Source organism: Streptomyces sp. NPDC051907 (genome assembly GCF_040681075.1).
Lineage (GTDB): Bacteria > Actinomycetota > Actinomycetes > Streptomycetales > Streptomycetaceae > Streptomyces.
On record NZ_JBFAYB010000052.1, the window covers coordinates 1 to 24,135 of the forward strand.

Genomic DNA, 24,135 nt, shown 5'->3' on the forward strand with positions numbered 1-24,135 from the left:
GCCATGGCGCGGCGCCGGGGCACGGAGCCCGCGCTGAGCCGGTACGCGGTGGACCAGCTCGCCCACACGGTCGTCCTGGATGGCGGGAGGCGGGTCTTCTGCGGGTGGGGGTCATGTACTGCTCCTGACGAGGGGGGCGGGTCGTGCGGGCGGCGGAGTCTGCCTTCAGGTCGTGCAGGTGGGCGGCAGAGGCGCTTGCGGGGTCGCGCCCGTGGGCGCCCCGCGCGGGTGGGCGCGGGGCGCTGCGGGGATGGGTGCGACCGGAGGTGGAGCGGGGCTCTGACCGGGTGCGGAGCCCCGCAGGGGTCAGGGGGTTGAACCCCGCTGAGGTCAGGCCGCCGAGCGGCGCCACCGCTGGTTGTCGCCGGCGTTGCAGGTCCACTGGACGAGCGCCGTGCCGTCGGCGGTGGACTGGTTGACGACGTCGAGGCACTTGCCGCTGTGCCGAGCGACGAGCTGCACGGCCGTGCCCGACCTGGTCACGCTCCACCGCTGGTCCGCGGCGCCGCCGTCGCAGGTGTACTGGACGACGGCGGCCCCGTCGTCCCTGGAGGCGTCGCGGACGCCGAGACACTTGCCGCTGTGGCGCAGCACGATCCGTACCGTGCCGTCGCCGTTCTTCATCAGCCAGAACTGCTGGTTGACGGCATTCGCGCCGCAGGACCACTGGATCATGGCGGCGCCGTCGGCGCTGGACCGGTCGGCCGCGTCGGCGCACTTCCCGCTGTGCTGGGCGGTCAGGGTCTCCCAGCTGCCGAGCCCCTTCACGGCGCCGGTCGCGGTGTCGATGGAGACCTGCGGGAAGAAGTCCATGGTCATCGTGGTCTTGGTGGGGAACTTCAACGGCAGCCAGACGTACTGGGAGTCGTTGACCATGCCGCCCATGGAGTTGCCCCAGCGGTCGCCCATGTACAGATAGGAGGTCCCCGACGTGCCCTGGACGGGCAGGACGTACGCGGTCTGGGAGCCGTACGCCGTGGAGTCGCCGATGTCCTTCGTCTCGCTCCAGGCGCCCGTGATGCTGGTGGCCGTGCCGTACTTCTGCTGGTTCGGGGCCCAGCCGGTGGCGCCGGAGGTCAGCAGGAAGTAGACGCCGTTGCGCTTGAACATGGCCGGCGCCTCGCGCCACTGGCCCGCCCACAGCTTCTGGACCTGCGACTGCACGGCGGTGTAGTCCGCGGTCAGCCGGTAGACGTGCAGATCGGCGTTCTCGTTGGCGGCCGAGATCATATAGCCGGCGCCGTCGGTGTCGACGAACGTGGTGATGTCACGGGACATATGGCCGAGCGGGCGGAAGCTGCCGCGCCAGGTGTAGTCGCCGTCCACCGTGGAGGAGACGGCGACCGCGGCCCGCGCCTCGCCGTAGTCGGTGGCGTTCTCCTTGTGCATCCACATCACGAACTGGCCGGTCGCGCTGTTGTACACGACCTTGGGCCGCTCGATGTTGGCGGACCTCAGCTCCGGGTCGCTGGCCTGGGTGAGGACGTGATTGCGGAACTCCCATTTCCTGAGGTCGGTGGAGCGGTAGGCGGAGACGTACCGGAAGCTGTTGTCGCTGTTCCGGTTCTCGCCGAACCAGTAGTAGTACTGGCCGACCTTGACGACTCCGCCGCCGTGGGCGTGCACGGGATCGCCGTTCGGATCGGTGAACCGCGTGGGGTTGGGGGCGGTCTGGGGGGCCGCCTGGGCGGTGCCCGAGGCGGTGAGGAGAGACAGCAGGAGGGCGGCTAGAACGGCGATGGCCATCGCCGCCGTCGAAGGCGTGCGTCGCATGATCGCGTACCTCTGGGTGTGCGGGTGGACAGGACGGGACGGGACGGGGCCGCGCGTCGGCGCGGGCAGGAGGGGCGGAGGGCAGGCGGAAGGGACGGAATCGAGCCGAGCGAAAGCACGTGCATGAGCAAAGAGGCGGGAGCGGCCGGGAGTTGGCCGCGAAGGGCCGGCGCATCCGGCCATGCCGGGTTGCATACAGCGGGAGACGCGGCCCGAGGGCGGGGCCCTGGGCGGGTGGGGGGTTGTACGACCGCCGTGTGTTACATCGATGGGTCGCCCTTCCATGTTCGCGTTAACACAAGCGGTTTGGGGGAGAGTTTGAGAGCGGCGCCCGGACCTGTCAAGGACTTGTGCAGGAACGTCCGCCTGATTGACCGACCGATTTGTTTACGCCAACATGCCGAGCACAACGAGCTGTTGTCTCCCAGCGTCCAGGGATCTCTCGCAGCGTCCGGGGATCTGGGGCCCCAGCGAAAGGTCGGCGCATGGCGACGGAGAACAGGAGCAGGACGCCGCGTTCGCGGCCGAGGCGCCAGTGGCCCTCCATGGCGGACGTCGCGGCGATGGCGGGCGTCTCCGCGCAGACCGTCTCCCGGGTGGCCAACAACCGGGAGAACGTCGACGCGGCCACCCGCGAGAAGGTGCTGTCCGCGATGCAGAACCTCGGCTACCGCCCCAACACGGCGGCCCGCGCGCTGGTGACCGGCAGGTTCGGCGCCCTCGGCGTGGTCAGCTTCGACGTCGGAGCCCACGGCAACGCCAGAACGCTCGCCGCGATCGCCGACGCCGCGCGCGAGGCCGACTTCTCCGTGAACTTCATGGGCGTACGGGCGCAGACCGAGGCCGCCGTACGGCAGGCGTTCCAGCATCTGATGCTGCAGTCCGTCGACGGCATCGTGCTCGTCGAGTCGCAGATGCTCGACACCCCGTCGCTACGCCTGCCGCCCGCCATGCCGGTGGTCGTCGCGGACGGCGACACCGGCCACCGCTACCCCCACGTCGACTTCGACCAGGCCCACGGCGCCCAGAGCGTGGTCGCCCATCTCCTCGCCCTCGGCCACCGCACGGTCTGGCATGTGGCTGGCCCCCGCGACTCCTTCGCGGCGCGCCGCCGCGCCGAGTCCTGGCAGCGCACCCTCTCCGACGCCGGCGCCCCGGTCCCCGGTGTGCTGCACGGGGACTGGACCGCGGAGTCGGGGTACCGCGCCGGGCGGAAGCTGGCCGAACGGCCCGAGGCGACCGCGGTGTTCGCCGCCAACGACCAGATGGCGCTCGGGCTGATGCTGGCGCTGCACGAAGCGGGGCGCGCCGTGCCGGGCGACGTCAGCGTGGCCGGTTTCGACGACGTCCTGGAAGCCGCGTACTTCCAGCCGCCGTTGACCACCGTGCGCCAGGACTTCGACGTGGTGGGGCGGCACTGCGTCACCCTGCTGCTCGACCAGATCGAGGGCAGGGCGCAGGGTCCGCGCCGCATGGCGGTGGAGCCCGCCCTCGTCGTCCGCGCCAGTACGGGACCTCCTCCGCCGGGGCGCTCGGCTTGAGCGCCGCGGAGAGGTGAGCCGGCGTTGACGGTGCCGGCGTGCGGCTGAGCCGGCGCCGACGGCCGAGCCGGCCGTTCGGCCAAGCTGGTGCGCGCGCGTCCAAGCTGGTGGGCGCGGCCGAGTCGTGGGCGCGTCCAAGCCGGTGTGCGCGTCCAAGCCGGTAGGCGCGGCTGGGGCCGCGCTGCGAGCAGTTCCACCGGCGCTCGCACCGGACCTACGGCGGGGGCACGCGCCCCGCCCGCCCGGCTGCGGGACGCACCGACGCCGTGGCGGCGAGGCCGGAGCCACCGCCGGGGCCTACCGGCGCGTCCGGCCCGGACGCCCTCGCCTCTCGGCCGTGGACCACCCGGCCGGGGCGCCCGTCGCGGCGAGCAGGCTCTCGACTGCGACGACCATGCCGTCGACGACATCCGAGGGCTGTACGTCCGAGAGCTGTACATCCGAGGGCTGTACGTCGGAGGGCTGTACGTCGGAAAGCTGCGGGGCGCCCGTCCGCGCGGCAGCAGGAGGGCGGCCGAGCGAGGGACCGTGTCGGCGGAGCCCGCCGCCTCCGCAGGCGCGCCCGTCCACGCCGTGCGCGCCGTGGACCCTGCCGACGCCGACGGCCGAGGCGGCGCTGCCGTTCGAGGACGCCCCGACAATCCAGCCAACCGCGTTCGTCGCCGGAACCCGACCCTGCGGTGCGCGCACCCCCTCCCCCGCCGAGGCTCACTCCCCAGCCGACGCCTCCAGCGGGCCCGCGGCCGTGCTGTCGCGGACGACCAGGCGGGTCGGCACCAGCGTCGTGCCGCCCTTGACGGTCTCGCCGTGCAGCTCCCGCAGGACGGCGTCGACGCACAGCTCCCCCACCTTGGCGAAGTCCTGGTGGACCGTGGTCAGGGGCGGGATGAACGAGGAGGCCTCGCCGATGTCGTCGAAGCCGACGACGCTGATCTCCTGCGGCACGCGTCTGCCGCGTTCGTGCAGCGCTCGCAGCACGCCCAGGGCCATCTGGTCGTTCGCGACGAACACCGCCGTGCAGTCGGGCTCCTCCGCCAGCCGCAGGCCCGCCCGGTAGCCGGCCTCGGGGGTCCAGTCGCCCCGCAGCGGCGGCGGCACATCGCGCCCCGCCTCCCGCAGGGCCGCCTCCCAGGCGGCCTCGCGGCGGCCGGCCGCGAAGGACTCCTCGGGGCCGGCCAGGTGCCAGACGGTGCGGTGGCCGAGGTCCAGCAGATGCCGTACGGCCGTCCGCGCGCCCTGATGCTGGTCGGTGTCCACGACATGGAACCGGTCGCCGGCGTCGGAGTCCACGACGACGACCTTCACATGGGGCGGCAGCGTCAGCGACGCCGTGTCCAGCAGGTGCACCTCCATGATCAGCACGACGGCGTCCACCGCGAGTTCGTCCAGGCGTGTGAAGGCGCCCCTGACGTCGTCCTGGGTCGGGGCGTCGAGCGGGATGAGCGTGACCGCGTAGCCGGCGCGGGACGCGCAGTACGCGATGGCCTCCAGGGTCCGGACGTTGCCGGTGCTGGACAGGCTCATCGTGATGACGCCGATGGTCCGGAAGGAGCCCGACTTGAGGGCGCGGGCGGCGCTGTTCGGCCGGTAGCCGAGCTCCCGCATGGCCTCGAGCACCTTATGCCGGGTGCTCTCGACGACGTTGGGCTCTCCGTTGGAGACCCGGGAGACCGTCTGCGAGGAGACGCCGGCGACCCGCGCGACGTCCGCCATCGAGACGCGGCGCTGCCGCCCCTTCGCGGTGCGCCGGCGCCCGCCGCCGGCCGTATCCCCGAGAGCGGCCGTGTCCTTGTCCGTCACCGAAATTCCCTTCCGTTCACCGCGGCACCGTGCTTGACGCCCCCCAGTGGGAATGTCACCATCACGCTACCGATGATTACGTAAACATTCCTCATCGGGCCAGCCTCGTCCCGGCCGCCGAAGGACCGAAGGCTCTTCTGACTCCCTCTCCAGACCGGTCGGTCACCGACACAAGGAACCAGCCATGACGCTCCTGTCGACGCCCGCGGAGGCAGCATCGCCACCCCGTCCACGCGCCCGCCCGCGCGCACGATTCCGCCTCCGCAAGCAGGCCCTCGTCGGCTGGGGGTTCGCCGGTCCGTTCGTCGCCGTCTTCGCGCTCGTCTTCCTCGCGCCGATCGGCTACGCCCTCTACCTCAGCCTCTTCCGGGACCGGCTGATCGGCGGGAACACCTTCGTGGGCCTGGACAACTACCGCCAGGCGCTGAGCGATCCGCAGTTCTGGGAGGGGCTGACCAGGGTCGGGCTGTTCCTGGCCGTGCAGGTGCCCGTGATGCTGGGCATCGCGCTGCTGGCCGCGCTCGCGATCGACAGCGGCAGGCTGTACGGCAAGGCCTTCTTCCGTATCGCGATCTTCCTGCCGTACGCCGTGCCCGCCGTGGTCGCCAGCCTCATGTGGGGCTTCATGTACGGCACCCGGTTCGGCCTGGTGGGCAATATCAACGACGCGTTCGGCGTCTCACTGCCCGACCCGCTCTCCCCCTCGCTCGTGCTGGCCTCCATCGGCAACATCGTGACCTGGGAGTTCGTCGGCTACAACATGCTGATCTTCTACTCGGCGCTCAGGGTCGTCCCACGGTCCCTGTACGAGGCGGCCGCGATCGACGGCGCCGGCGAGTGGCGGGTGGTGACCTCGGTCAAGCTGCCGGCCATCCGCAGCGCCCTGGTCATCGCGACGATCTTCTCGATCATCGGCAGCTTCCAGCTCTTCAACGAGCCGAGCATCCTGCAGAAGCTCGCCCCCAACTCGATCACCAGCGACTTCACACCCAACCTGTACACCTACTCGCTGTCCTTCTCCGGCCAGCAGCACAACTACGCGGCGACCGTGGCGATCGTGATGGGCGTCATCACCGCGATCATCGCCTACACGGTCCAGCTGCGCGGCATGCGGAAGGGCTGAGCCATGAGCTCGTACGTCTCCAGCACTCTCTCGAACTCCTCCGACCCCACCGAACCCACCGAACCCACCGAACCCCGTGACCCGTCGGGTCCCGCGGAGCCGGCCGGCGCCCGCCGCGCGGCCCGTCCGCCCGCCCGGCGCCGCCGCGGCCGCCGTCCGCCGCACACGCCGCTCAACCCGCGGCCCAGCATCCCGCTGACTCTCGTGACCGGGCTGGTCCTCCTCTACACGCTGCTCCCGCTCGCCTGGCTCCTCGTCAACGCGACGAAGGACCAGCAGGGGCTGCTCGACTCCTTCGGCCTGTGGTTCGCCGAGGACTTCGACCTCTGGGGCAACATCTCGCGCACGCTCTCCTACGACGACGGCGTCTTCGTGCGCTGGCTGACGAACACCCTGCTGTACGTCGTCGCGGGAGCGGGCGGCGCCACCGTCCTGTCGGTCCTCGGCGGGTACGCGCTGGCGAAGTACGAATTCCCGGGCCGCCGGGCGGTGTTCGCGGTCGTCATCGGGGCGGTGGCCGTGCCGGGCACCGCGCTGGCGGTGCCGACGTTCCTGATGTTCAGCAACATGGGGCTGACCAACACCCCGTGGGCCGTCATCGTCCCCTCGCTCATCTCCCCCTTCGGGCTCTATCTGATGTGGGTGTTCGCCGCCGAGGCCGTGCCCAGCGAACTCCTCGAAGCGGCCCGTATCGACGGCTCCGGAGAGCTGCGCACCTTCTTCCGCATCGCCCTGCCGCTGCTGATGCCGGGCACGGTCACCGTGCTGCTGTTCTCCATGGTCGCGACCTGGAACAACTACTTCCTGCCACTGATCATGATCAAGGACCCGGACTGGTACCCGCTCACGCTCGGGCTCAACGCCTGGAACGCACAGGCGCAGACGGCCGGCGGCGAGGCCGTGTTCGACCTCGTCATCACCGGCTCGCTCCTCACGATCGCGCCGATCATCGCGATCTTCCTGCTGCTCCAGCGGTACTGGCAGTCCGGCCTGGCCGCGGGCAGCGTCAAGGAATGACCCAGGCCCCGCCCTCCGCCTCCTCCCTCTCCAACCCCTCCCGCCTCCTCGCCCTCTTCGACGTCTTTGCCCTCGCCCCTTCCCGCACACCGAACCAGGAGCACCACGCATGAGAACGAACAGCACCCGCCGGCTTCTCGGCGCCGTCGCCACGGCCTGTGTGATGGCCCTCGGCGCGACCGCCTGCGGCTCGTCCGACTCGGCCGACGACGGCGGCAACGCGAAGGACGTCAAGTCCGCGCTGGAGAAGGGCGGCAAGGTGACGGTGTGGGCCTGGGAGCCCACCCTGAAGAAGGCGGCCGCCGACTTCGAGAAGAAGTACCCGAAGGTCGACGTCGAGCTCGTCAACGCCGGCACCGGCGACAAGCAGTACACCGCCCTGCAGAACGCCGTCGCCGCCGGGTCCGGGGCGCCGGACGTGGCGCAGGTGGAGTACTACGCACTCGGCCAGTTCGCCATCGCCAAGTCCGTGGAGAACCTGGCCGGCTACGGCGCGGCCTCCTACGACAAGACGTTCACCAACGGTCCGTGGAACGCGGTGAAGTACGACAAGTCGATCTACGCGCTGCCAATGGACTCCGGCCCCATGGCGCTGTTCTACAACAAGAAGGTCTTCGACCGGCACGGCATCGAGATCCCGACGACCTGGGACGAGTACGTCGAGGCGGCGCGCGCCCTGCACAAGGCCGACCCCAAGATCTTCATCACCAACGACACGGGCGACGCGGGCGCCACCACCAGCCTCATCTGGCAGGCCGGGGGCCGCCCCTACAAGACCGAGGGCACCACCGTCTCGATCGGCTTCGAGGACAGCGGCGCCAAGGCCTATACGGACACCTGGCAGAAGCTGCTCGACGAGGACCTCCTCGCGCCGGTCAGCTCCTGGAGCGACGAGTGGTACAAGGGCCTGGCCGACGGCAGCATCGCCACGCTGTCCATCGGGGCGTGGATGCCCGCCAACTTCACCTCGGGCGTCGCCTCCGCGTCCGGCGACTGGCGGGTGGCCCCGCTCCCGCAGTGGACGAAGGGCGCCAAGGCCAGCGCCGAGAACGGCGGCAGCTCGCTCGCCGTGCCGAAGGGCGCCAAGAACAAGGAGCTGGCCTACGCCTTCATCGAGTACGCCACCACCGGCGCCGGCGCGTCGGCCCGCGTCGCCGAGGGCGCCTTCCCCGCCACGAAGGCGGACCTGGAGTCGAAGGCGTTCCAGGAGGCCGCGTTCCCGTACTTCGGCGGCCAGCAGGCCAACAAGATCTTCGCGGACTCGGCCGCCAACGTCGGCGCCGGCTGGTCGTACCTGCCCTACCAGGTGTACGCGAACTCCGTGTTCAACGACACCGTGGGCAAGGCGTACGTCTCCTCGACCCCGCTGAGCAAGGGTCTGGAGAACTGGCGGAAGGCGAGCGCCAAGTACGGGGCGGACCAGGGCTTCACCGTCGACGAGCAGTCCCCCTAGTCAGGAGGTCAGGCTGGTCAGGAGGGTCAGGAGACGTTCACGGCAGCTGTTCGAGGCGGTCGAGGAAGACCCGCTGGCCGGACACCAGCTTCTCCCTGGCCGCCTCGACGGCGAACCACTCGGCCCGGTCGATCTCGGGGAACTCCTGCATACGGCCCGAGCCCCGCGGCCACTCCATGGCGAACGTGCCGGGGGTCACGAGGGCGGTGTCGAGGTCGGCTTCGAGCGCCCAGCACAGAACGACCTTGCCGTTCGCCTGGCGGGCGTCGCCGAGCGGCAGCCAGGCGCCGTCGGGCGGCGGCAGGCCGAGCTCCTCCTCGAACTCCCGGCGCGCGGCGGCCATCGGCTCTTCCTCCGCGGTGTACTCGCCCTTGGGCACGGACCAGGCCGCCGCGTCCTTGGACTGCCAGAACGGCCCGCCCATATGGCCGATGAGGACCTCTGTCACGGGGCCTCGCCTGCGGAACAGCAGCAGGCCCGCGCTCTGCTTCGTCGCCATGGGTCGAGTCTGCCCGGTCGCGGGCTCAGGGGCAGCGGATGACCTGGCCGGCGTAGGAGAGATTGCCGCCGAAGCCGAACAGCAGCACCGGGTCGCCCGAGGTGATCTCGCCCCGCTCGACCAGCTTGGAGAGCGCCATCGGGATGGAGGCGGCCGAGGTGTTGCCGGACTCCACCACATCGCGGGCGATCACGGCGTTCACCGCGCCGATCTTCTGCGCCACAGGCTCGATGATCCGCAGGTTCGCCTGGTGCAGGACGACCGCGGCGAGCTCCTCGGGGGTCACGCCGGAGCGCTCGCAGACCTTGCGGGCGATGGGCGGGAGCTGGGTGGTGGCCCAGCGGTAGACGGACTGGCCCTCCTGGGCGAACCGGGCCGGGACGCCCTCGATGCGCACGGCGTTGCCCATCTCGGGGACCGAGCCCCACAGCACCGGGCCGATCCCCGGCTCGCGGCCGTCCTCGACGGCCTCGACGACCGCCGCGCCGGCGCCGTCGCCGACGAGCACGCAGGTGGTGCGGTCGCTCCAGTCGGCGACCTCGGTCATCTTGTCCGCGCCGATGACCAGGGCGCGTGTGGCGGCGCCGGCGCGCACGGTGTGGTCGGCGGTCGCCAGCGCGTGGGTGAACCCGGCGCAGACGACGTTGAGGTCCATGACGGCGGGCGAGCCCATGCCGAGGCGGGCCGCGACGCGGGCGGCCATGTTCGGGGAGCGGTCGACGGCCGTGGAGGTGGCGACGAGGACGAGGTCGATGTCGGCGGGGGTCAGTCCGGCCGCCGCCAGGGCCTTCGCTCCGGCGTGCGCGGCCAGCTCGTCGACGGGCTCGTCGGGGCCCGCCTTGTGCCGGGTCTCGATGCCGACGCGGCTGCGGATCCACTCGTCGCTGGTGTCGACCATGGCCGCCAGGTCGGCGTTGGTGAGCACCGTGGCGGGCTGATAGTGGCCGAGTGCGACCACACGTGAGCCGGTCATGAGCGGATCCCCCTCGTATACGAAAAGCCGGAGCCACCCAGTCTTGGCTGCTACCGACCGGTATGCGGGCACGTGATCCCACAGCTTCCCGGGCAGGACTTTGGAGCTTCTCCAACGGCTCCGGCTCCCCCAAGGGCTCTTAACGGTCTGAAAGGCATACTGCAGACAATATTCTGTCGACGTATCGGCATCATCGTCGACCGTTCTGCCTGCGGCCTCGCTCCGCACGTGCAGGACAATGAGACAGCCAAGGTCACCTCGCCGTACGACCACCCCCGTGGCCCATGGCAGCCTCCGCATCAAGGGCCGCTTCGGCTTCCAACACGTACAGAATCGGAACTGATCGCCATGGGACGGGTCACCGAGCGCCGGCGCACCATCCGTATCAGGGACGGGGCGGTGTCGGCCCGCCCCGACACCCTCGTCGCCGAGGAGCCGCTGGAGATCCGTCTGAACGGCAAGCCGCTCGCCATCACCATGCGCACGCCCGGCGACGACTTCGCGCTCGCGGCGGGCTTCCTGGTCAGCGAGGGAGTGCTCGGCTCGGCGGCGGACGTGCGCACCATCGTGTACTGCGCCGGGGCCACCGAGGACGGCGTCAACACCTACAACGTGGTCGACGTGCAGCTCGCGCCCGGCGTGCCCGTCCCCGACATCACCCTCGAGCGCAACGTCTACACCACCTCGTCCTGCGGGCTGTGCGGCAAGGCCAGCCTGGACGCCGTCCGCACCACGGCGCGCTTCCCCATCGCCGACGCTCCCCCGGTCCGCGTCGAGCCCGCCCTGCTCGCCGCCCTCCCGGACCGGCTGCGGGCGGCCCAGCGGGTCTTCGACCGGACCGGCGGGCTGCACGCGGCCGCGCTGTTCTCCGAGGAGGGCGAGCTGCTCGACGTACGGGAGGACGTGGGCCGGCACAACGCCGTCGACAAGCTCGTCGGACGCGCCCTCCAGGACGACCGGCTGCCGCTGTCCCGGGCGATCCTGCTGGTCTCGGGCCGCGCGTCGTTCGAGCTGGCGCAGAAGGCGGTGATGGCGGGGATCCCGCTGCTGGCGGCCGTCTCCGCGCCGTCGTCGCTCGCCGTCGACCTGGCCGCCGAGACCGGGCTGACGCTGGTCGGCTTTCTGCGCGGCCCCAACATGAACGTGTACGCGGGCGACGAGCGCATCGCCCTGGGCGAGGGACTGCGCGGAGCCCCGGTCGCGGGAGGTCCGACGGGGCTAGGCTGAGAACGGCATCGCCAGGAGGGGGACCTATGACGCCGAAGCCCTTACCGCTCCTGCCCCAGTACCGCGACGACTCCGTCACCCGGCTGCTCTGCGCGCACACCCATCTCGACGAGGAGTTCGCCCAGGAAGTCCTGGACGAGTTCACCGCGGACCGGCTCAAGGCGATCGGCCTCCCGCTCGGCATCAACCTCGTCGCCCTCGTCCGCCACGCCGAGGCCGCACAGCGCCGGCGCAGAGGACGGGACGCCCAACTCGCCGTCATACTCCTCGCCGTCGGCGGCTGCCTGCTCGCCGCGCTCCTCGCCCTGGTCGACCAGCGGCACGACACCGCCGCCGGGTTGTCGATCGCCGCGGCCCTCGCCATCGCCTTGGCCGCCCTGGCCGTTCACCACAGCGGTCACGGCGCGTGGCGGGCCGCCCGGGGCGTCTACCGGGGGCAGGAGAGGCCGCAGGATCTCGCGCCTCCGGTCGATGCGGCGACCGAGGGTCGGCTCAAGTCGCTGCGGCAGGCCAACGTCGTCCCGTACGACGCGCGGGTCGAGGCCGACAACCCCTTCGTCGGCAGCGGCGAGATCATCAAGGAGGACGTCTGGCCGAGCATCGACGTCGGCCGGCCCGCCGACGCGCCCGGCGGCGGCAAGCTCACGCTCGTCCCCTTCGACGCGGTCGACCTGCACACCTTCATGGCGCGCGAGATGGGCGGCATATCGGGTCTGGACGATCTGCGGGCCCGCAACCGTCTCTATGTGCGCGGGCTCCATGTCCCCAGCCTGGGCGCGCAGTTGCTGCCCGACCCGCTGCGCCGGCCGCTCACGCGGATCGACAAGCAGCTGGTGCAGGCCGGGGTGGTCCGCGCGGGCGGCGGGATGCGGACGTATCTCAGCCTGGAACTGGTCGGCAACGGCGGCAAGTACGTCGTGTCGATGCATCTGCGGGCCCGCCTCACCCAGAGCCGGCTCTCCTGGCAGGTCGCCGCCTATGTGCTGCCGCCGGTGCACGTCCGCTTCAACTATGTCGCCTATCTGCCGCTCGGCGGGTTCGAGCAGTGGTGGGCGCTGGTCCTGTTCACCGCGACCAGCCTGCGCTGGATGCTGCTGGGCTCCCTCGGGCGGATCCGCAGCCGAGCGGCCCGCCGGGCCAGGCGGGACCGCGAGATGCGCAAGACCCGCCGCGAGATCACCAAGTACCACGCGGCGTACGACTACGGCGCCCTGGACAGTCTGCGCGAGCGGGCCGCCGACCTGGACACCATGGACTTCGACGAGCGCATGGACGCGCAGGACGCCTGTCAGCGGCTGCAGCAGGGCGTGCTGATAGCGACGGAGAAGTTCCTCAAGGCGCACAACGTCGACACCAGCGACTTCGACCGCGCCCAGAAAGTGATCAACAACCAGACGTACAACATCGGCAGCGTCAGCGGGGGCCAGAACCAGTTCGGCCCCGGCAGCACGCAGAACAACAGCGGCCCGAGCGGGCCCCACCAGGGCGGCGGCGCGGCGCCTCCGGCCGGCGGCGGCAAGACCACATGAGAACGGGGAGAGCGATGGCGGACATCAACATCGGTTCGGTGAGCGGCGGTCAGAACCAGTTCGGCGAGAACAACACACAGCACAACCACGGCGTCCCGGCCGCCGAGGCCGTCCGTCTGGCGGGCGACCTGGTGCGGCAGCTGCAGGCGGAGCAGCGGCCGCATCTGGTCGGGCAGGCGCAGATGCTGCAAGGGGAGCTCGTCGACGCGCAGCAGCACGGGCGCTCCGTCGACCAGGGGCGGGTGCGCGGCTGGCTGGACGCGATCACGGCGGGGGCGGGCGCGGGCAGCGCGGCGCTGAGTCTCGCGCAGGCGCTGGGCGGCGCGATCGGTCTCTGAGCCCGCGGGCGGGGAGCCGCCGCCTGTCCACGGAGGACGACAGCCGCTCCCCGCTCACTCTTTTCGGCCTGGCGCTGCCGTCCGCCGCTTGTCGGCCCTGGCGCTTGAGTCCGCCTTTCAGTCCGCGCGGACGACCGCCCGCGCCGCGGCGCCCAGCTCGATCTCGAGACCCGCCCGCAGCGGCACCCGCTGCCCCGGCGCGACCTGCTGGGCCGTGCCGTCGGACCTGCGGGCCGTCCAGCTCTCGCCGGACCGGTTGGCCAGTCCGTACTTGCCCGGCTTCTGCGGGTGCTCGACGAGCTCGGCGACGAGCGTGGCGTCGTCGTAGCGGTGCCGGGCGGGCTCGGCGAGCAGATGGTGTCCGTACACCTTGGCCGCCCTGCGCAGCCGCAGGTTCCGTTCGACCCTCGGCCTGAGCGTCGTGACGACCAGCCGCGGCGGCAGGATCAGCGTGCGGGAGCAGGACCAGCAGACGCCGGGCGTCGCGGACTGCGGCTCGGTCATGTTCTGCCGTCCGCACTCCGCGCACACCACGATGGTGTCGCGCACCTCGCTGAGCGCGTGCCGCCACTGGGTCTCGCGGACCCGGCGGGCGCCGTCGTGCAGGCCCTCGGTGAAGTTCTGCGTGAAGAGCTTCTGCAGGATCGGCGGCGCGGCCGCCCATGTCGCGAGGACCGTGCCGTGCTCGACGGGGTCGGGCCGGTTGTCGTCGTTGACCGGGTCGAAGACGAACACCGGCCGCTTGCCGTACAGCCGCTTCTCCGCGGCCTCGTCCAGACAGCGGATCTCCAGCTCTGCGCGGCCCTTGAGCGGATGATGGTTCATCAGGAGCATGAAGAGGAGCACGGACAGCGAGTGCAGGTCGGACTGGGTGCCGGGCACCGCCCCGGCGTCGCCGCGGACGAGCTCGGGGGCCATGAACTCCATCGTCCCCGAGATCCCGGTGCTGTCCCCCTCGCTGACGGCGTTGTCGTTGTCGCAGACCAGCACATCGCCGTTGTCGGGGTCGAAGAAGATGTTGCCCCAGGAGATGTCGCGGTAGGCGATGCCGCGCGAGTGCAGCGACTGGTACGCCTCGACCATGTTGAGTCCGGCGGTCACCAGCGCCAGCGGGCTGGTCCGCAGCTGCCGGCGGAACAGCGCGGGCAGCCCCTTGAACCGGTCGGGCCTGATGTCCATCAGATACCCGAAGCCGGCGCTCCGCCCGCCGCCGGCGACGACCGACGTCGGCCACAGGAACCGGTCGTCGTCGAAGTCGCGGCCGACCAGGCCCTCGACGATGTGCCGCTGCTCGGGCGTGGCGCAGGCCGGGTAGTACCACTTGAGCGCCTTGTCGCCGGTCGGCGTCTTGACCCGGTACACCTCGCCCTGGCCGCCGGCGCCGAGCATCCCGGCGACCGCGACCTCGTCCCCGGTGTCCGTGGTCAGCCGCGCCCCGCTGTCTAGCATGCCGGACATCAGTCCTCCGTCTCGGTGAGTGCGCGGCCGGGCAGCCGCAGACGGGCCACGACCGCGGTGGTGTCGTCGCCGGAGTAGCTGCCGGCGCGGGCGAGCCAGGCCGGCAGGGCCTCGCCGATCGCGTCGGGCCCCTCGGCGGCGATCCGCTGGTCCATCTCCTGGACGAAGCGGACGAAGCCGTCGCGGGCGGCGAAGCTGTTGGACAGGCCGTCGGTGGACAGGGCGACCAGGCGGGGCAGCCGGGCCGGGTCGCTGACCGGGGCCCAGTGCACGCGCACCAGGTCCCAGGCCTGGCGGCTGCACATCGACTCGGTCTCGTCGCCCAGTTCGGGGGTGGCGGGGGCGAGCGGCTGGGCGACGGTGCCGTCCGCGTCGACGACCATGAGGTCGCCGTCGCCCAGTTGCCAGGCGGCGAACAGCCCTTCGGTGAGGACCGCGCCGATCAGCGTGGTGCCGTACGCGCGCAGCAGATCGGGCTGCGGCGGCTGCTTCTCGCCGGGGGCGGCGCGGTGCCGCTTGACGACCCAGTCCTGCCAGGTGCGCACCAGCTCGCGCGGCACCCGGTCGTGGGCGTCGGCCCACAGCCGGCGCAGGCCGCCGCCTTGGCCGGGGCCGGCGGCCTGGCGGGCGCGGGCGGCGAAGTCCGTGCCGCACAGCTTGAACACGTCGACGGCGTAGCGCGCGCCGAGGTGGCTCAGCGGGTGGGCGGCGGAGCCGTGGCCGTCGGCGACCGCCAGGACCACGGCGCCGTCGGCGGTGGTCTCGGTGTCACTCCAGTCCTGGTTCAACGGCTTGGCGGGCCCTTGGACGCTGCCGTTCAGCACGTCCCAGCGCCCGTCCTGGATCTCCTGGGGCCCCACGCTCACCACACATCGTCGTCATCGTCGTCGTCGAGCGCCGGCGGCGCGTAGGCCGGGGCGAGCTGTTTGGTCCCGGCCGCGGGCCCGGCGACGGGCTGCGACGCCGCCTTGACCGCAGCGGTGGACGCCCAGCGGATCGCGGCGGCGAGCTGCTTGGGGCTGTTGGCGTCCAGCACGGGCAGTTCGGGGTTGGCGAGGAACTCCTGGAGCACGCTGCGGTCGGCGTCCGCGCCGATGCCGATGGCGACCCGTACCGCCTTCTTGCCCCAGGGCGTGGCGTCGATGGCTTTGAGGCCCTCGCGCCACTCGTCGAGCGGCTGCCCGTCGGAGACGAGCGCGAGCACCGGTTTGAGGGCGCGCTGCGGCATGGGCGGCGTCTCCAGCTCGCGGGCCACGGCGTACAGGGCGTCGCCGAGGTTGGTGCCGCCGTCGACGCCGACGTCCTGCCAGGTGAAGCTCTCCACCGGGGTCGGGTCGGCGACGTGCCACACGGCCGTGGAGGAGAACGTCAGCACGCGCAGCAGCAGTTGGGCCGCGGGGTTGTCGTGCGCCACGGACCGCATCTCCGGAACGGCCTCGCGGATGGCGTAGTTCAGCTGCCCGATCTTCTCGCCCATCATCGAGTACGAGACGTCGAGAATCCAGATGAAATGAACCGGGCGGTTCTCCATCGGGCCGCCGGGAATGTCGCTCACTCCGTGTCCTCCTCTGCGCCGCCGACGGCCGCGCGCCTCATTCGGGCAGCGCCATGGTCAGCAGCAGTCCCACTGTCGACAGCAGTGCGGCCGTGGCGAAGACGACCGCCATGATGAACAGGCCGAGTACGACGCGCCGTTGCCGTGCTGTGTGGTCGGGTACAACGCTCATCTTCCGCACCCCCGTGCGCAACTCGTCGGCCGACGCTGTGCCTTCGGCCGTCGTCATCGACCCTAGCCCTGCCGGGCGCGTCCGTCATCGCTTTACCGCTCCGTCGGCGAGCAGGGATCTGACGGGCAGTCCGGTGGTGGAGAGCAGCCACAGCAGGGACTCGGCGGCGCGCCTGCTCTCGCCGTGGAGCGCTCCGGCGCCGGTGGCGGCGTGGGCGCTGACGGCCCAGTAGCGGGTGGAGCCGAAGTCGTGCTCCAGGCTCTGGACCAGGTCGTCGAGTCCGATGCGGTTCAGCCACTCGTCGACGCGGACGCCGGGCGGGGGCAGCCCGTCCAGCTGGTCCAGCACGTCGCGTTTGGTGACGACGGTGGCGATCGGGGTCTTGGCGCGCCGTCCGGACATGGCGGCGAGCTCTCCGGCGAGCCGGTCATAGGTCTCCTTGGGGCCTTCGGGCGAGGGGCGGGCGTCAACGGCGCGCTGTGCGTCGCTCGGCTCGAGCGCCCTGCGCACCTTGGGGGCCGCGAGGACGTCGACGACGAGCACCACTCCGTCGGCGTGGGCCAGGTACTGCTGCTCGCGTACGACCCCGGCGTCGCCGAAGGTCTCGCCCATAGGGTCGTAGAGGTACAGCAGCCGGCGCCGGCGTCCGCGGGCGATCGTGAGCATGAACGCCCTGGGCTGCTGGGAGGCGGTCCGGTGCACCCAGCCGTCCTGGCCGAGCTGGCCCTCCAGGCGCTGCACTTCGCGCCGGTCGTCGACGGTGCCGTAGTCGACGGTCAGCCTCCCGCGGCTGGAGAGGTCGCGCAGTCCGGCGATGGCGGCGGCCATCAGCATGGTCTTGCCGGAGGAGGTGCCGCCGACGATGGGCACGTGCACGATCCGGATGGTGCCGAGCGATCCGGGCAGTGCGAGCTCGCAGTGCGGGCAGTAGGCGGTCATCTTGTGACGGCCGGTCAGGAAGCTGGTGCGCAGCCGTCGTCCGCAGGAGCAGACCCGCCGGGTGACGCCGAAGCGGCCGGCGCGGAGTCTGCGGTGGGCGGCGTTGCAGCCGGGGCAGTGGTAGACGGGCAGGTCGATGGGCTGGTAGCAGCCTGGGTGGGGGCACTTCATCCGGATGGAGCGGGCCAGCAGCCCGGCCCGGTCCACTCCGCGCAGCACGAGGGCGACCGCGGCCAGGGCCGCGCAGACGAGAGTGAGCAGTACGCCGAAGAAGACCAGCGCGGTCAGCAGGAAGAGCCCGGCGAGGGTCGATCCGACGGCGACGCCGAGGCCGAACCCGGGTCCCGTGAGGACCATCACCGTGCTGGTGAACCCGTTCTCGCCGCGGCTGCCGGAGGGGCGGCGCCCGGTCAGCAGATTGACGGCGCTGTTCGCGAGCCACCGGTCGATCAGCAGGTCACGGAGCCGCAGCGCTCCCGCGGCGACGCAGTTGACCACGTCGTCGCGTAACTGGCGGGTCCAGTAGGAGAGGTGGGCGGGCTCCCTGGACGAGGCGGCCACGATCCGCGGATCGCTCTCGCCGGTGCGGTAGGGGCCCATCCCCTGCCCCATGGCGGCGACGGCCTGCGCGGCGGCCACCGGGAAGGCGTACAGGGCGACGAACAGCGCGACGAGGCCCATGAACGCCCCGTACACGCCCAGCGGGTACAGCAGCCAGGGACTCATCGGCGGCGCTCCTCACCGGGCCGGGGCCCCGGCGAGCCGGGCTGCCCCGGCGGCTTCTTGGGCTTCTTGCGGCCGAGCAGCCCGCCGAGGCGGGCGATGCCGCCGGGCTTGTTCCACTCCTGGAAGGCCTGCGCCCAGCGTCCCTCCGCCCGCTCCAGCTGCTGTACGACCGCGGTGACGTCCGCGGCGGGCATACGGCGTACGACGGGCCGCAGCACGTCGGCGAGGAGCGCGGTGCGGGCGTCGTCCCACGCGGGGTTGAGGCCGGGGCCGCTGGACCACTGGAAGAAGCAGACGGCGACGTAGGTGGGCGAGTGCCGCAGCCGGTCGCGGACGCCGTCGCCGTAGGCCGTCTTCTTGTACGCCGCGAGCAGTTGGGGGTCTCCGGAGCGGGCGAGCTGTTCCAGCTCGCCGCGCGGCGGCTGGCTGGAGAGGAGGCTGCGGGCGATGGCGGTGCCGATCCGCTCGGCGATGGGGGGCTCCAGCGGGTCGGCGATCCGGCAGTGCGCGACGGCGGTCTCGGTGAAGCCGGCCGCGGCGCGGCCGTCGGCGATCTGTCCGGCGAGGGCGAGCAGGGTGAGCTTGCTGCGGGTGCGGTGCTCCAGGCCGCGGGAGGCGTGGCGCAGCAGGTCGGCGGCGAGCTCGGGGACGTCGGCGTCGTCGGCGGGCGCGGCGAGGGCGCTGTCGGTGATCCGGTTCTGGATGCCGGACTGCTCCAGCCAGTCGGGCGGGAGCTGGTTGACGAGGAACCGGCCCTGGCCCGGGGTGATCGGCGCATCGCCCCAGGCGAGGCGGCTGGCGGTGCGCAGCACGGCGGGGCGGCCCTTGTGCTCGGGTCCGGCCTCGGCGACCAGTGCGTGGAAGGCCCGCAGCGGGTCGTCGCCTTCGGGGCGGCGGGCCGCTGCCTCGCCGAGGCGCAGATGGGGGGTGTCGCCGAGGTCGGCGTCGGGCATGGCCTGGCGGACGACGGCGGCGAGGCGGGCCGGGTCGCCGGTGGCGGCGGCGCGGTCCAGCTCGCCCAGGACGGCGGCGCGGACGTCGGGGTGGCGGCCCAGCGCGGCGACGACGGCGGCCGGGTCCTCGTCGGGCGCGCTCTGGGCGTCCGGGTCGTGGAGCAGTGCGGCGGAGGTCCGCTCGGCAAGGACGGGCAGCACGCCGATGGTCTCCACGGACAGCGCGTCGGCGAGGTCGAGGAGGGCGAGGACCACGTCGAGGGGGGCGCGGCCGACCGAGGCCAGGGCGCCGACCAGATCCTCCTTGAGCGGCTCGGTCGCGCTGTGCCCGGCGAGGCGGGCGAGGTGGGCGGTGAGCGGGGCGAGGGCGAGCCACTCCTCGGCGCTGCGCGGGTCGCCGCCCGCAGCGAGGGTGGCCACCAGCGGTCCCCAGAACTCGGCGTCCAGCCCCTGGCCGTGGCGGGCCGCCCAGCGTGCCGCGGCCGCGCGGCCCGCCGTGTCGAGCGCCACGCACTGGGCGGCGGCGACCGCGGCGAGCCGGCCGTGGTCGAGGTCGGAGCCGTCGTCGTGCTCGGTGGGCAGCTTGAGGGCGGCGGTGAACAGCTGGGGCAGCCCGGCGGTCCAGATCCGGGCGGCGACGGTGGCCCACGGGTCCTCGGCGGGCGGGCTGGACGCGCCGCCGGCGCCGTCGTGCACCCGGTAGCGGTGGTCGGAGCCGCCGGAGAAGCCGAAGTCGGCGTCCGGGAGGATCCCGACGATCTGCTGGCGGGCCTGGAGGGGCCGGCGGGTGTACGAGGTGAAGGTCAGCCGGTCCGCGAGCCGGCGCGGCAGCACGGAGCTGGCCAGCGCGATCCACCGGACGGTGTCCTGCGCGTCGCGTTCGACGACGACGAGCTGCGGCGCGTCGGCCGCGGTGAACAGCGTCCGTACGTCGGCGAGGAACGCGGGCAGCCGCTCGGCCCTGGCGGCGGCGAAGGCGGTGAGGCTCGCGCGGTCCGTGCGGCGGCCCGGGGCGAGGGCGGCGAGCGGCTCGGGGCGGCCGTCGGCGGGGGTGGCCGCCGACCAGGACGGGGACTCCCACAGCTCGACGGGGAGCAGCCCGGCGGGGACGGGTGCGCCGCCCGGCAGCCAGACGGCGTGGGCGTGGAAGTTGCCGTAGCGGCCGCTGTAGTCGGCGCCGGTGTAGACGCTGCGGCACAGCAGGCGGCTGCCGTCGGAGAGGGTGGTGTGGGTGAACGCGGCGGGGAACAGGGCCAGTTCGTCGGCGCTGGGGCGGCTGGGGGCGTCGCGCGGCGGCTCGTAGCCGAGGAGCTGCTCGATCTCGCGGAGCAGGTTGGCGGGGACGTCCTGGCTCACCGCGGTGAAGCGGAATCCGGAGCCGTCGGGTCCGGGGGCGGCGGAGGTGTAGTGGAGCTGGGGCAGGTGCGGGCCGCTGCTCACGCGCCGCCTCCCTTGCTCTTGCTCATGCTCTTGCTCTTGCCTGGCTTGCGTACGGGCAGCAGGCCGCGCCGGGTGAGCAGCCACAGCAGCGGGTCCTCCACGCGGACCGGCTGCGGTCCGGACTTGGGCACGTCGGAGGGGGCCGTGGCGGGCGGCGGCGCGCCGAGCGCGGACAGGCCGAAGAAGGAGACGTCGGCGAAGTCGCGGTCCAGGCGGCGGTGGAGCTCTCCGCCGTCCCAGCCGTCGAGCAGGGAGCGCACTTCCTCGTGCACGGCGATCCGGCCGGCCTCGTCGTAGGCGCCGCGCTCGTGGCGGGCGTTGCGCAGCAGCGGCGACTGCGCGGACAGCAGCGGTCTGATCATGTCGGTCTTGGTGAGCGCCACGGCCAGCGGCGTCGCCGCCTTGCCGCGTGCGGCGCGCCGCCCGTGGCCGCGCAGCTGGCCGGCGATGTCGGAGGCGATCTGCTGCGGCGACGCCTCGACGGGGGGCAGCGGGGGGCCGTCGCCGGGCGGGAGCTGCTCGCGTACGGAGGGGAGCTGGAGGGGGTCGACGAGCAGGATGATGCCGTCGGCGGCGGCGAGGTAGTCGGTGTAGCGGTCCATGGCGGCCGTGTCGCCGAGGTCTTCGCCGGCCGCGTCGAAGAAGACGAGCGCGGTGTGCCGGGTGCCGTCGCCGAACCGTCCTTGGCTGGGCAGGCTCAGCCGGTACAGCAGCGGGTCGTTGAAGCCGAGCGCGGCGGGCGGGGTGGCGCCGGGCAGATGGAGCCGGTCGTAGAGGTCGGCGGCCATCTCCTTGTCGCGGCGCTGGGTGTCCTCGCCCATGGCGGCCAGGGCGGCTCGGTAGGAGCTGCCGACGCGGTGGCGCAGCTCGTTGACGAGGACGGTGACATAGGTGCTCTTGCCGGTGGCCTTGGCGCCGACGAGGGCGATGATGCGGCTGTCCTGGCGGCAGTAGTCGCTGGGCAGGTCGCTGTGGCAGGAGACGCAGACCCGGGTGGGGGTGAGCACGCCGCAGTGCGGGCAGGGGGCGCGGTCCCCGCCGAGGCCAAGGCCCCGGCGGACGTCGAAGACGGGGCCGCGCATCCGGGCCTGGGGCGCGACCCCGGCGCCTTTGAACTCGGCCCAGGTGTCGTCGCGTTGGGGCGCGCAGGGCTGGTGGCCGCCGCGCAGTCCGGTGCGGGTCATCAGGCAGCGGTAGCGGAGCCGGGAGGCGGATCCGCGGGCGAAGCAGTAGGGACAGATGACAGTCGTCACGTCAACGCACCACCAAGCGCTCGTGCGGGGGTTCTTCGAGTCGGGCGGAGTCCGCGCGGGGGCCGAGCAGGAACGCGCGGAGGGTGTACGGAGGGCTCTCTCCGGCGACGGCGACGTCCATGTCGATGTCCCGCTGGACGGCGGCGCCCTGGCCCAGCTCGTCCCCGCTGAGCCGCAGCACGGTCGCCCCGTCGGCCGGATGACGGGGGCGCGGCGGCGTGTCCCGGTCGCCGAGGACGGCGGCGCGGGCGACGAGCACGAACTCGGGCAGCTCCGGCGCGCCTTCGTCGGCGGCGGCCGCGGCGGCGGCGTCGTCGGTTCGTACGATCACGCGTCTGCGGCGGCCGGGCCGCCAGCGCGGCTTCACCAGGTCGTAGGAGACGGCCAGGTAGGGCGGGAGCTCGGCGGGCCCGCCCGCCTGGGCGGGTACGACGAAGTCGGCGTCGACGAGGGTGACCGGGTCGGCGCGGAAGCTGGCGCCGGCGGCCGTGACGGCCACCTCGAGGCCGCCTCTGGTCCGGTAGGCGGACTTGGTGACGGTCTTGGAGCCCCGTTCGCCGGACTGCTCCCAGCTGACGAGGACGCAGTCGACGTCGCCCGGCCAGTCGAAGGTGACGCACGCGCTCTGGGGCGCCTCGCGGCGCACGGCGAGGTTCGTCACGGCGGCGGGCAGCTCGACGCTGACGGAGGGGCCGACGCAGGCCCGACCGCCCACGACGCTGACGGCGGTGAGGCGGGCGCGGGCGCCGAGCGGGGGCCGCAGCTCCAGGCCGGGGCCGGCGGGGGTGTAGACGGGGGTGCGCTCCCAGGCGACTTCGGCGGGCAGGTCCCCCAGCGCCACGTCGGCGCCCTGCGCGGGCAGGGGCCCTGGCAGGTCGACGAGCCGCAGCTCGGCGCCCTCGCCGCCGCTCCAGGCGACGGCGAGGCTGCCGGGGCGCTCGCCGGGTGCGATGTCGAGGCGGGTGACGGGCTCGGGCCAGGGGTGCACGGTGGCGCGCACGTCGACGCCGGGCGAGGCGGTCTCCTCGCCGCCGGCCGTGCGGTAGCGGCAGCGGATGGTGTAGCGGTGCTCTCCGGGAGGCAGCCGGTCCTCGGCGAAGCCGTCGCGGTCGGCCGGCACGGATATCGGGCGCCCGCCGCCGAGCCGCTCGACGAGCACGCCGTGGGCGCCGGGCGGGGTCCGCCAGCGGGCGGTGACCCGGGCACGGGCGTCGGTCAGCTCGGCGTCCTGGACGTCCGGGGCGACCAGCACGAAGGCGCTGACGGCGGGCAGTTCGCGGATGCGGCGGACGTCGGGGCCGTCGGCGGGTGCGTCTGTGTCTGCGTCGGCGGCAGGGTCGTCCAGCGGCAGGACGGCGTAGCGGACGCGCTCGCCCAGCGGCGCGTCGGCGTCGGCGAGGGCGGTCAGATCGGTGGCGCCGACGAGCTCGGTCCACTGTCCCCGGCGGCCGCGGAGCACGCGGTACGGTCCGGCGGGCCCCGACCAGTCGAGGTGGACGCCGTCGGGCAGGACCCGGGCGGCGACGGTCCGGCCGGCGGCGGGGGCGGCCGCCGCGTTGCGCAACAGGCCCTCCACCGCGCGGGGTTCGTCGACGGCGGTCCGCGCGGCGTCGAGCAGCACCGCGGCGGCGCCCGCGGGGTCGCCGGCGCACTCCAGCCGGACGCCTTCCGCCAGCAGCTCCCTGACCTGGTCGCTGCGGCGGCGGACGCGGCGCAGGAACCGGTCGAGCCGCTGGTCGTCTCCGGGGTCGCCGAGCCGGGTGGCGTACTCCTGCGTCCGGCGCAGCCGGCCCGCGCGCCAGGCGTCGACGATGCGCTCGGCGCTCTCGCGGAGCGGCGCGGTGCGCAGGGGCTCCAGGCGGACGGCGTAGGCCAGGCCCTCCGCCTCGGCGGGGTCGACGCCGAGCTCGCGGGCGGCGGTGGCGACGGGGCCGTGCGGGTGCTGCTGGAGCAGTCCGACGAGTTCGTACAGCGCGAGGCGGCGCAGGCCCATCGGGTCGGCCGCCAGGACGCGGTCGTAGCGCGCGAAGAGGGAGGCGACGGTCCGGGGGTCGGCGCCGGGAGCGGCGAGCCAGGCGTCGCGGGCCTCGGCGAGGGCGGTGCGGGTGACCGGGCGCCAGTGGCGGCCGCGGCCGGGGATCTGCAGGCCGTCGAGTATCCGGAACCGTACGGCGGTGGTCGCGGCGCCGGGGAAGAGGGCGTCGGCCGCGTGGCGCAGGCCCGTGCGGCGCTGCTCGTCGAAGAGTTCGGCGGCCGCGGGGACGAGCGGGGATCTGGGGAGCGGGGGGACGGCGGCGGGCAGTCCCAGTAAGTGCCCGAAGTGCTGCCGCATCAGTCCGTCCCCCACGTCACGATCCGTATTCATA

Annotated in this window: 19 protein-coding genes and 1 pseudogene; 8 read left to right on the plus strand and 12 right to left on the minus strand. The window is 72.9% G+C overall.

Annotated features, from left to right (window positions below; translation table 11 throughout):
• Positions 1-330: 330 nt before the first annotated feature.
• Positions 331-1,773, minus strand: coding sequence for an RICIN domain-containing protein (locus AB0M39_RS24820; protein ID WP_365367943.1), 1,443 nt, complete (start codon positions 1,771-1,773; stop codon positions 331-333).
• Positions 1,774-2,318: 545 nt separating this feature from the next.
• On the opposite strand from AB0M39_RS24820, the gene AB0M39_RS24825 reads away from it, so the two are divergent.
• Positions 2,319-3,314, plus strand: coding sequence for a LacI family DNA-binding transcriptional regulator (locus AB0M39_RS24825; protein WP_365368037.1), 996 nt, complete (start codon positions 2,319-2,321; stop codon positions 3,312-3,314).
• 708 nt (positions 3,315-4,022) lie between these two features.
• Here AB0M39_RS24825 and AB0M39_RS24830 read toward each other — a convergent pair.
• Positions 4,023-5,027 (minus strand): LacI family DNA-binding transcriptional regulator, encoded by a 1,005-nt coding sequence (locus AB0M39_RS24830; protein WP_365368039.1) that lies wholly within the window; start codon positions 5,025-5,027, stop codon positions 4,023-4,025.
• A 271-nt stretch (positions 5,028-5,298) separates the two neighbouring features.
• Here AB0M39_RS24830 and AB0M39_RS24835 point away from each other — a divergent pair, with 271 nt between their 5' ends.
• The 3 genes from AB0M39_RS24835 to AB0M39_RS24845 all read left to right on the plus strand — a co-directional run bounded on the left by AB0M39_RS24835 (position 5,299) and on the right by AB0M39_RS24845 (position 8,707).
• Entirely contained in the window at positions 5,299-6,237 is a 939-nt protein-coding gene (locus AB0M39_RS24835) for a sugar ABC transporter permease (RefSeq protein WP_365367945.1), read from the plus strand.
• Between the two features lie 3 nt (positions 6,238-6,240).
• Positions 6,241-7,254 (plus strand): carbohydrate ABC transporter permease, encoded by a 1,014-nt coding sequence (locus AB0M39_RS24840; RefSeq protein ID WP_365367947.1) that lies wholly within the window; start codon positions 6,241-6,243, stop codon positions 7,252-7,254.
• A gap of 109 nt (positions 7,255-7,363) precedes the next feature.
• On the plus strand, positions 7,364-8,707 hold the full coding sequence (locus tag AB0M39_RS24845) for a sugar ABC transporter substrate-binding protein (RefSeq protein WP_365367949.1): 1,344 nt from the start codon (positions 7,364-7,366) through the stop codon (positions 8,705-8,707).
• A gap of 37 nt (positions 8,708-8,744) precedes the next feature.
• Here AB0M39_RS24845 and AB0M39_RS24850 read toward each other — a convergent pair whose 3' ends face one another.
• Positions 8,745-9,206, minus strand: coding sequence for an NUDIX domain-containing protein (locus tag AB0M39_RS24850; protein ID WP_365367951.1), 462 nt, complete (start codon positions 9,204-9,206; stop codon positions 8,745-8,747).
• Positions 9,207-9,231: 25 nt separating this feature from the next.
• Complete coding sequence (locus AB0M39_RS24855) at positions 9,232-10,179, minus strand: beta-ketoacyl-ACP synthase III (RefSeq protein WP_365367953.1); 948 nt, start codon at positions 10,177-10,179, stop codon at positions 9,232-9,234.
• A 225-nt stretch (positions 10,180-10,404) separates the two neighbouring features.
• On the opposite strand from AB0M39_RS24855, the pseudogene AB0M39_RS24860 reads away from it, so the two are divergent.
• The 4 genes and pseudogenes from AB0M39_RS24860 to AB0M39_RS24875 form a co-directional block, all read left to right on the plus strand.
• Positions 10,405-10,522, plus strand: a pseudogene (locus tag AB0M39_RS24860) (Fe-S-binding domain-containing protein); the annotation flags it as partial.
• A gap of 5 nt (positions 10,523-10,527) precedes the next feature.
• Positions 10,528-11,406, plus strand: coding sequence for a formate dehydrogenase accessory sulfurtransferase FdhD (fdhD, locus tag AB0M39_RS24865; RefSeq protein WP_365367955.1), 879 nt, complete (start codon positions 10,528-10,530; stop codon positions 11,404-11,406).
• Positions 11,407-11,432: 26 nt separating this feature from the next.
• Positions 11,433-12,935 (plus strand): hypothetical protein, encoded by a 1,503-nt coding sequence (locus AB0M39_RS24870; RefSeq protein WP_365367957.1) that lies wholly within the window; start codon positions 11,433-11,435, stop codon positions 12,933-12,935.
• A gap of 14 nt (positions 12,936-12,949) precedes the next feature.
• Positions 12,950-13,273: a hypothetical protein gene (locus AB0M39_RS24875; RefSeq protein WP_365367959.1), complete on the plus strand. Its 324-nt coding sequence runs from the start codon at positions 12,950-12,952 to the stop codon at positions 13,271-13,273.
• A gap of 117 nt (positions 13,274-13,390) precedes the next feature.
• On the opposite strand, the gene AB0M39_RS24880 is transcribed toward AB0M39_RS24875, so the two are convergent.
• The 8 genes from AB0M39_RS24880 to AB0M39_RS24915 form a co-directional block, all read right to left on the minus strand.
• A complete protein-coding gene (locus tag AB0M39_RS24880) occupies positions 13,391-14,731 on the minus strand; it encodes a protein kinase (RefSeq protein WP_365367961.1) in 1,341 nt (446 codons plus the stop codon).
• Entirely contained in the window at positions 14,731-15,597 is an 867-nt protein-coding gene (locus AB0M39_RS24885) for a PP2C family serine/threonine-protein phosphatase (RefSeq protein WP_365367963.1), read from the minus strand. The genes AB0M39_RS24880 and AB0M39_RS24885 overlap by 1 nt, the downstream gene beginning before the upstream one ends.
• On the minus strand, positions 15,594-16,262 hold the full coding sequence (locus AB0M39_RS24890) for a tellurium resistance protein (RefSeq protein ID WP_365368041.1): 669 nt from the start codon (positions 16,260-16,262) through the stop codon (positions 15,594-15,596). Before AB0M39_RS24890 ends, AB0M39_RS24885 begins: the two co-directional genes overlap by 4 nt.
• A gap of 61 nt (positions 16,263-16,323) precedes the next feature.
• Positions 16,324-16,458 carry a hypothetical protein gene (locus tag AB0M39_RS24895; RefSeq protein ID WP_365367965.1) on the minus strand — a complete coding sequence of 45 codons (135 nt, stop codon included), beginning with the start codon at positions 16,456-16,458 and terminating at the stop codon, positions 16,324-16,326.
• An 84-nt stretch (positions 16,459-16,542) separates the two neighbouring features.
• Positions 16,543-18,123 (minus strand): hypothetical protein, encoded by a 1,581-nt coding sequence (locus AB0M39_RS24900; protein ID WP_365367967.1) that lies wholly within the window; start codon positions 18,121-18,123, stop codon positions 16,543-16,545.
• On the minus strand, positions 18,120-20,516 hold the full coding sequence (locus tag AB0M39_RS24905; RefSeq protein ID WP_365367969.1) for a GTPase-associated protein 1-related protein: 2,397 nt from the start codon (positions 20,514-20,516) through the stop codon (positions 18,120-18,122). Before AB0M39_RS24905 ends, AB0M39_RS24900 begins: the two co-directional genes overlap by 4 nt.
• On the minus strand, positions 20,513-21,769 hold the full coding sequence (locus AB0M39_RS24910) for a hypothetical protein (RefSeq protein ID WP_365367971.1): 1,257 nt from the start codon (positions 21,767-21,769) through the stop codon (positions 20,513-20,515). The genes AB0M39_RS24905 and AB0M39_RS24910 overlap by 4 nt, the downstream gene beginning before the upstream one ends.
• Position 21,770: 1 nt before the next feature.
• Entirely contained in the window at positions 21,771-24,116 is a 2,346-nt protein-coding gene (locus AB0M39_RS24915) for a hypothetical protein (protein WP_365367973.1), read from the minus strand.
• Positions 24,117-24,135 lie beyond the last annotated feature (19 nt).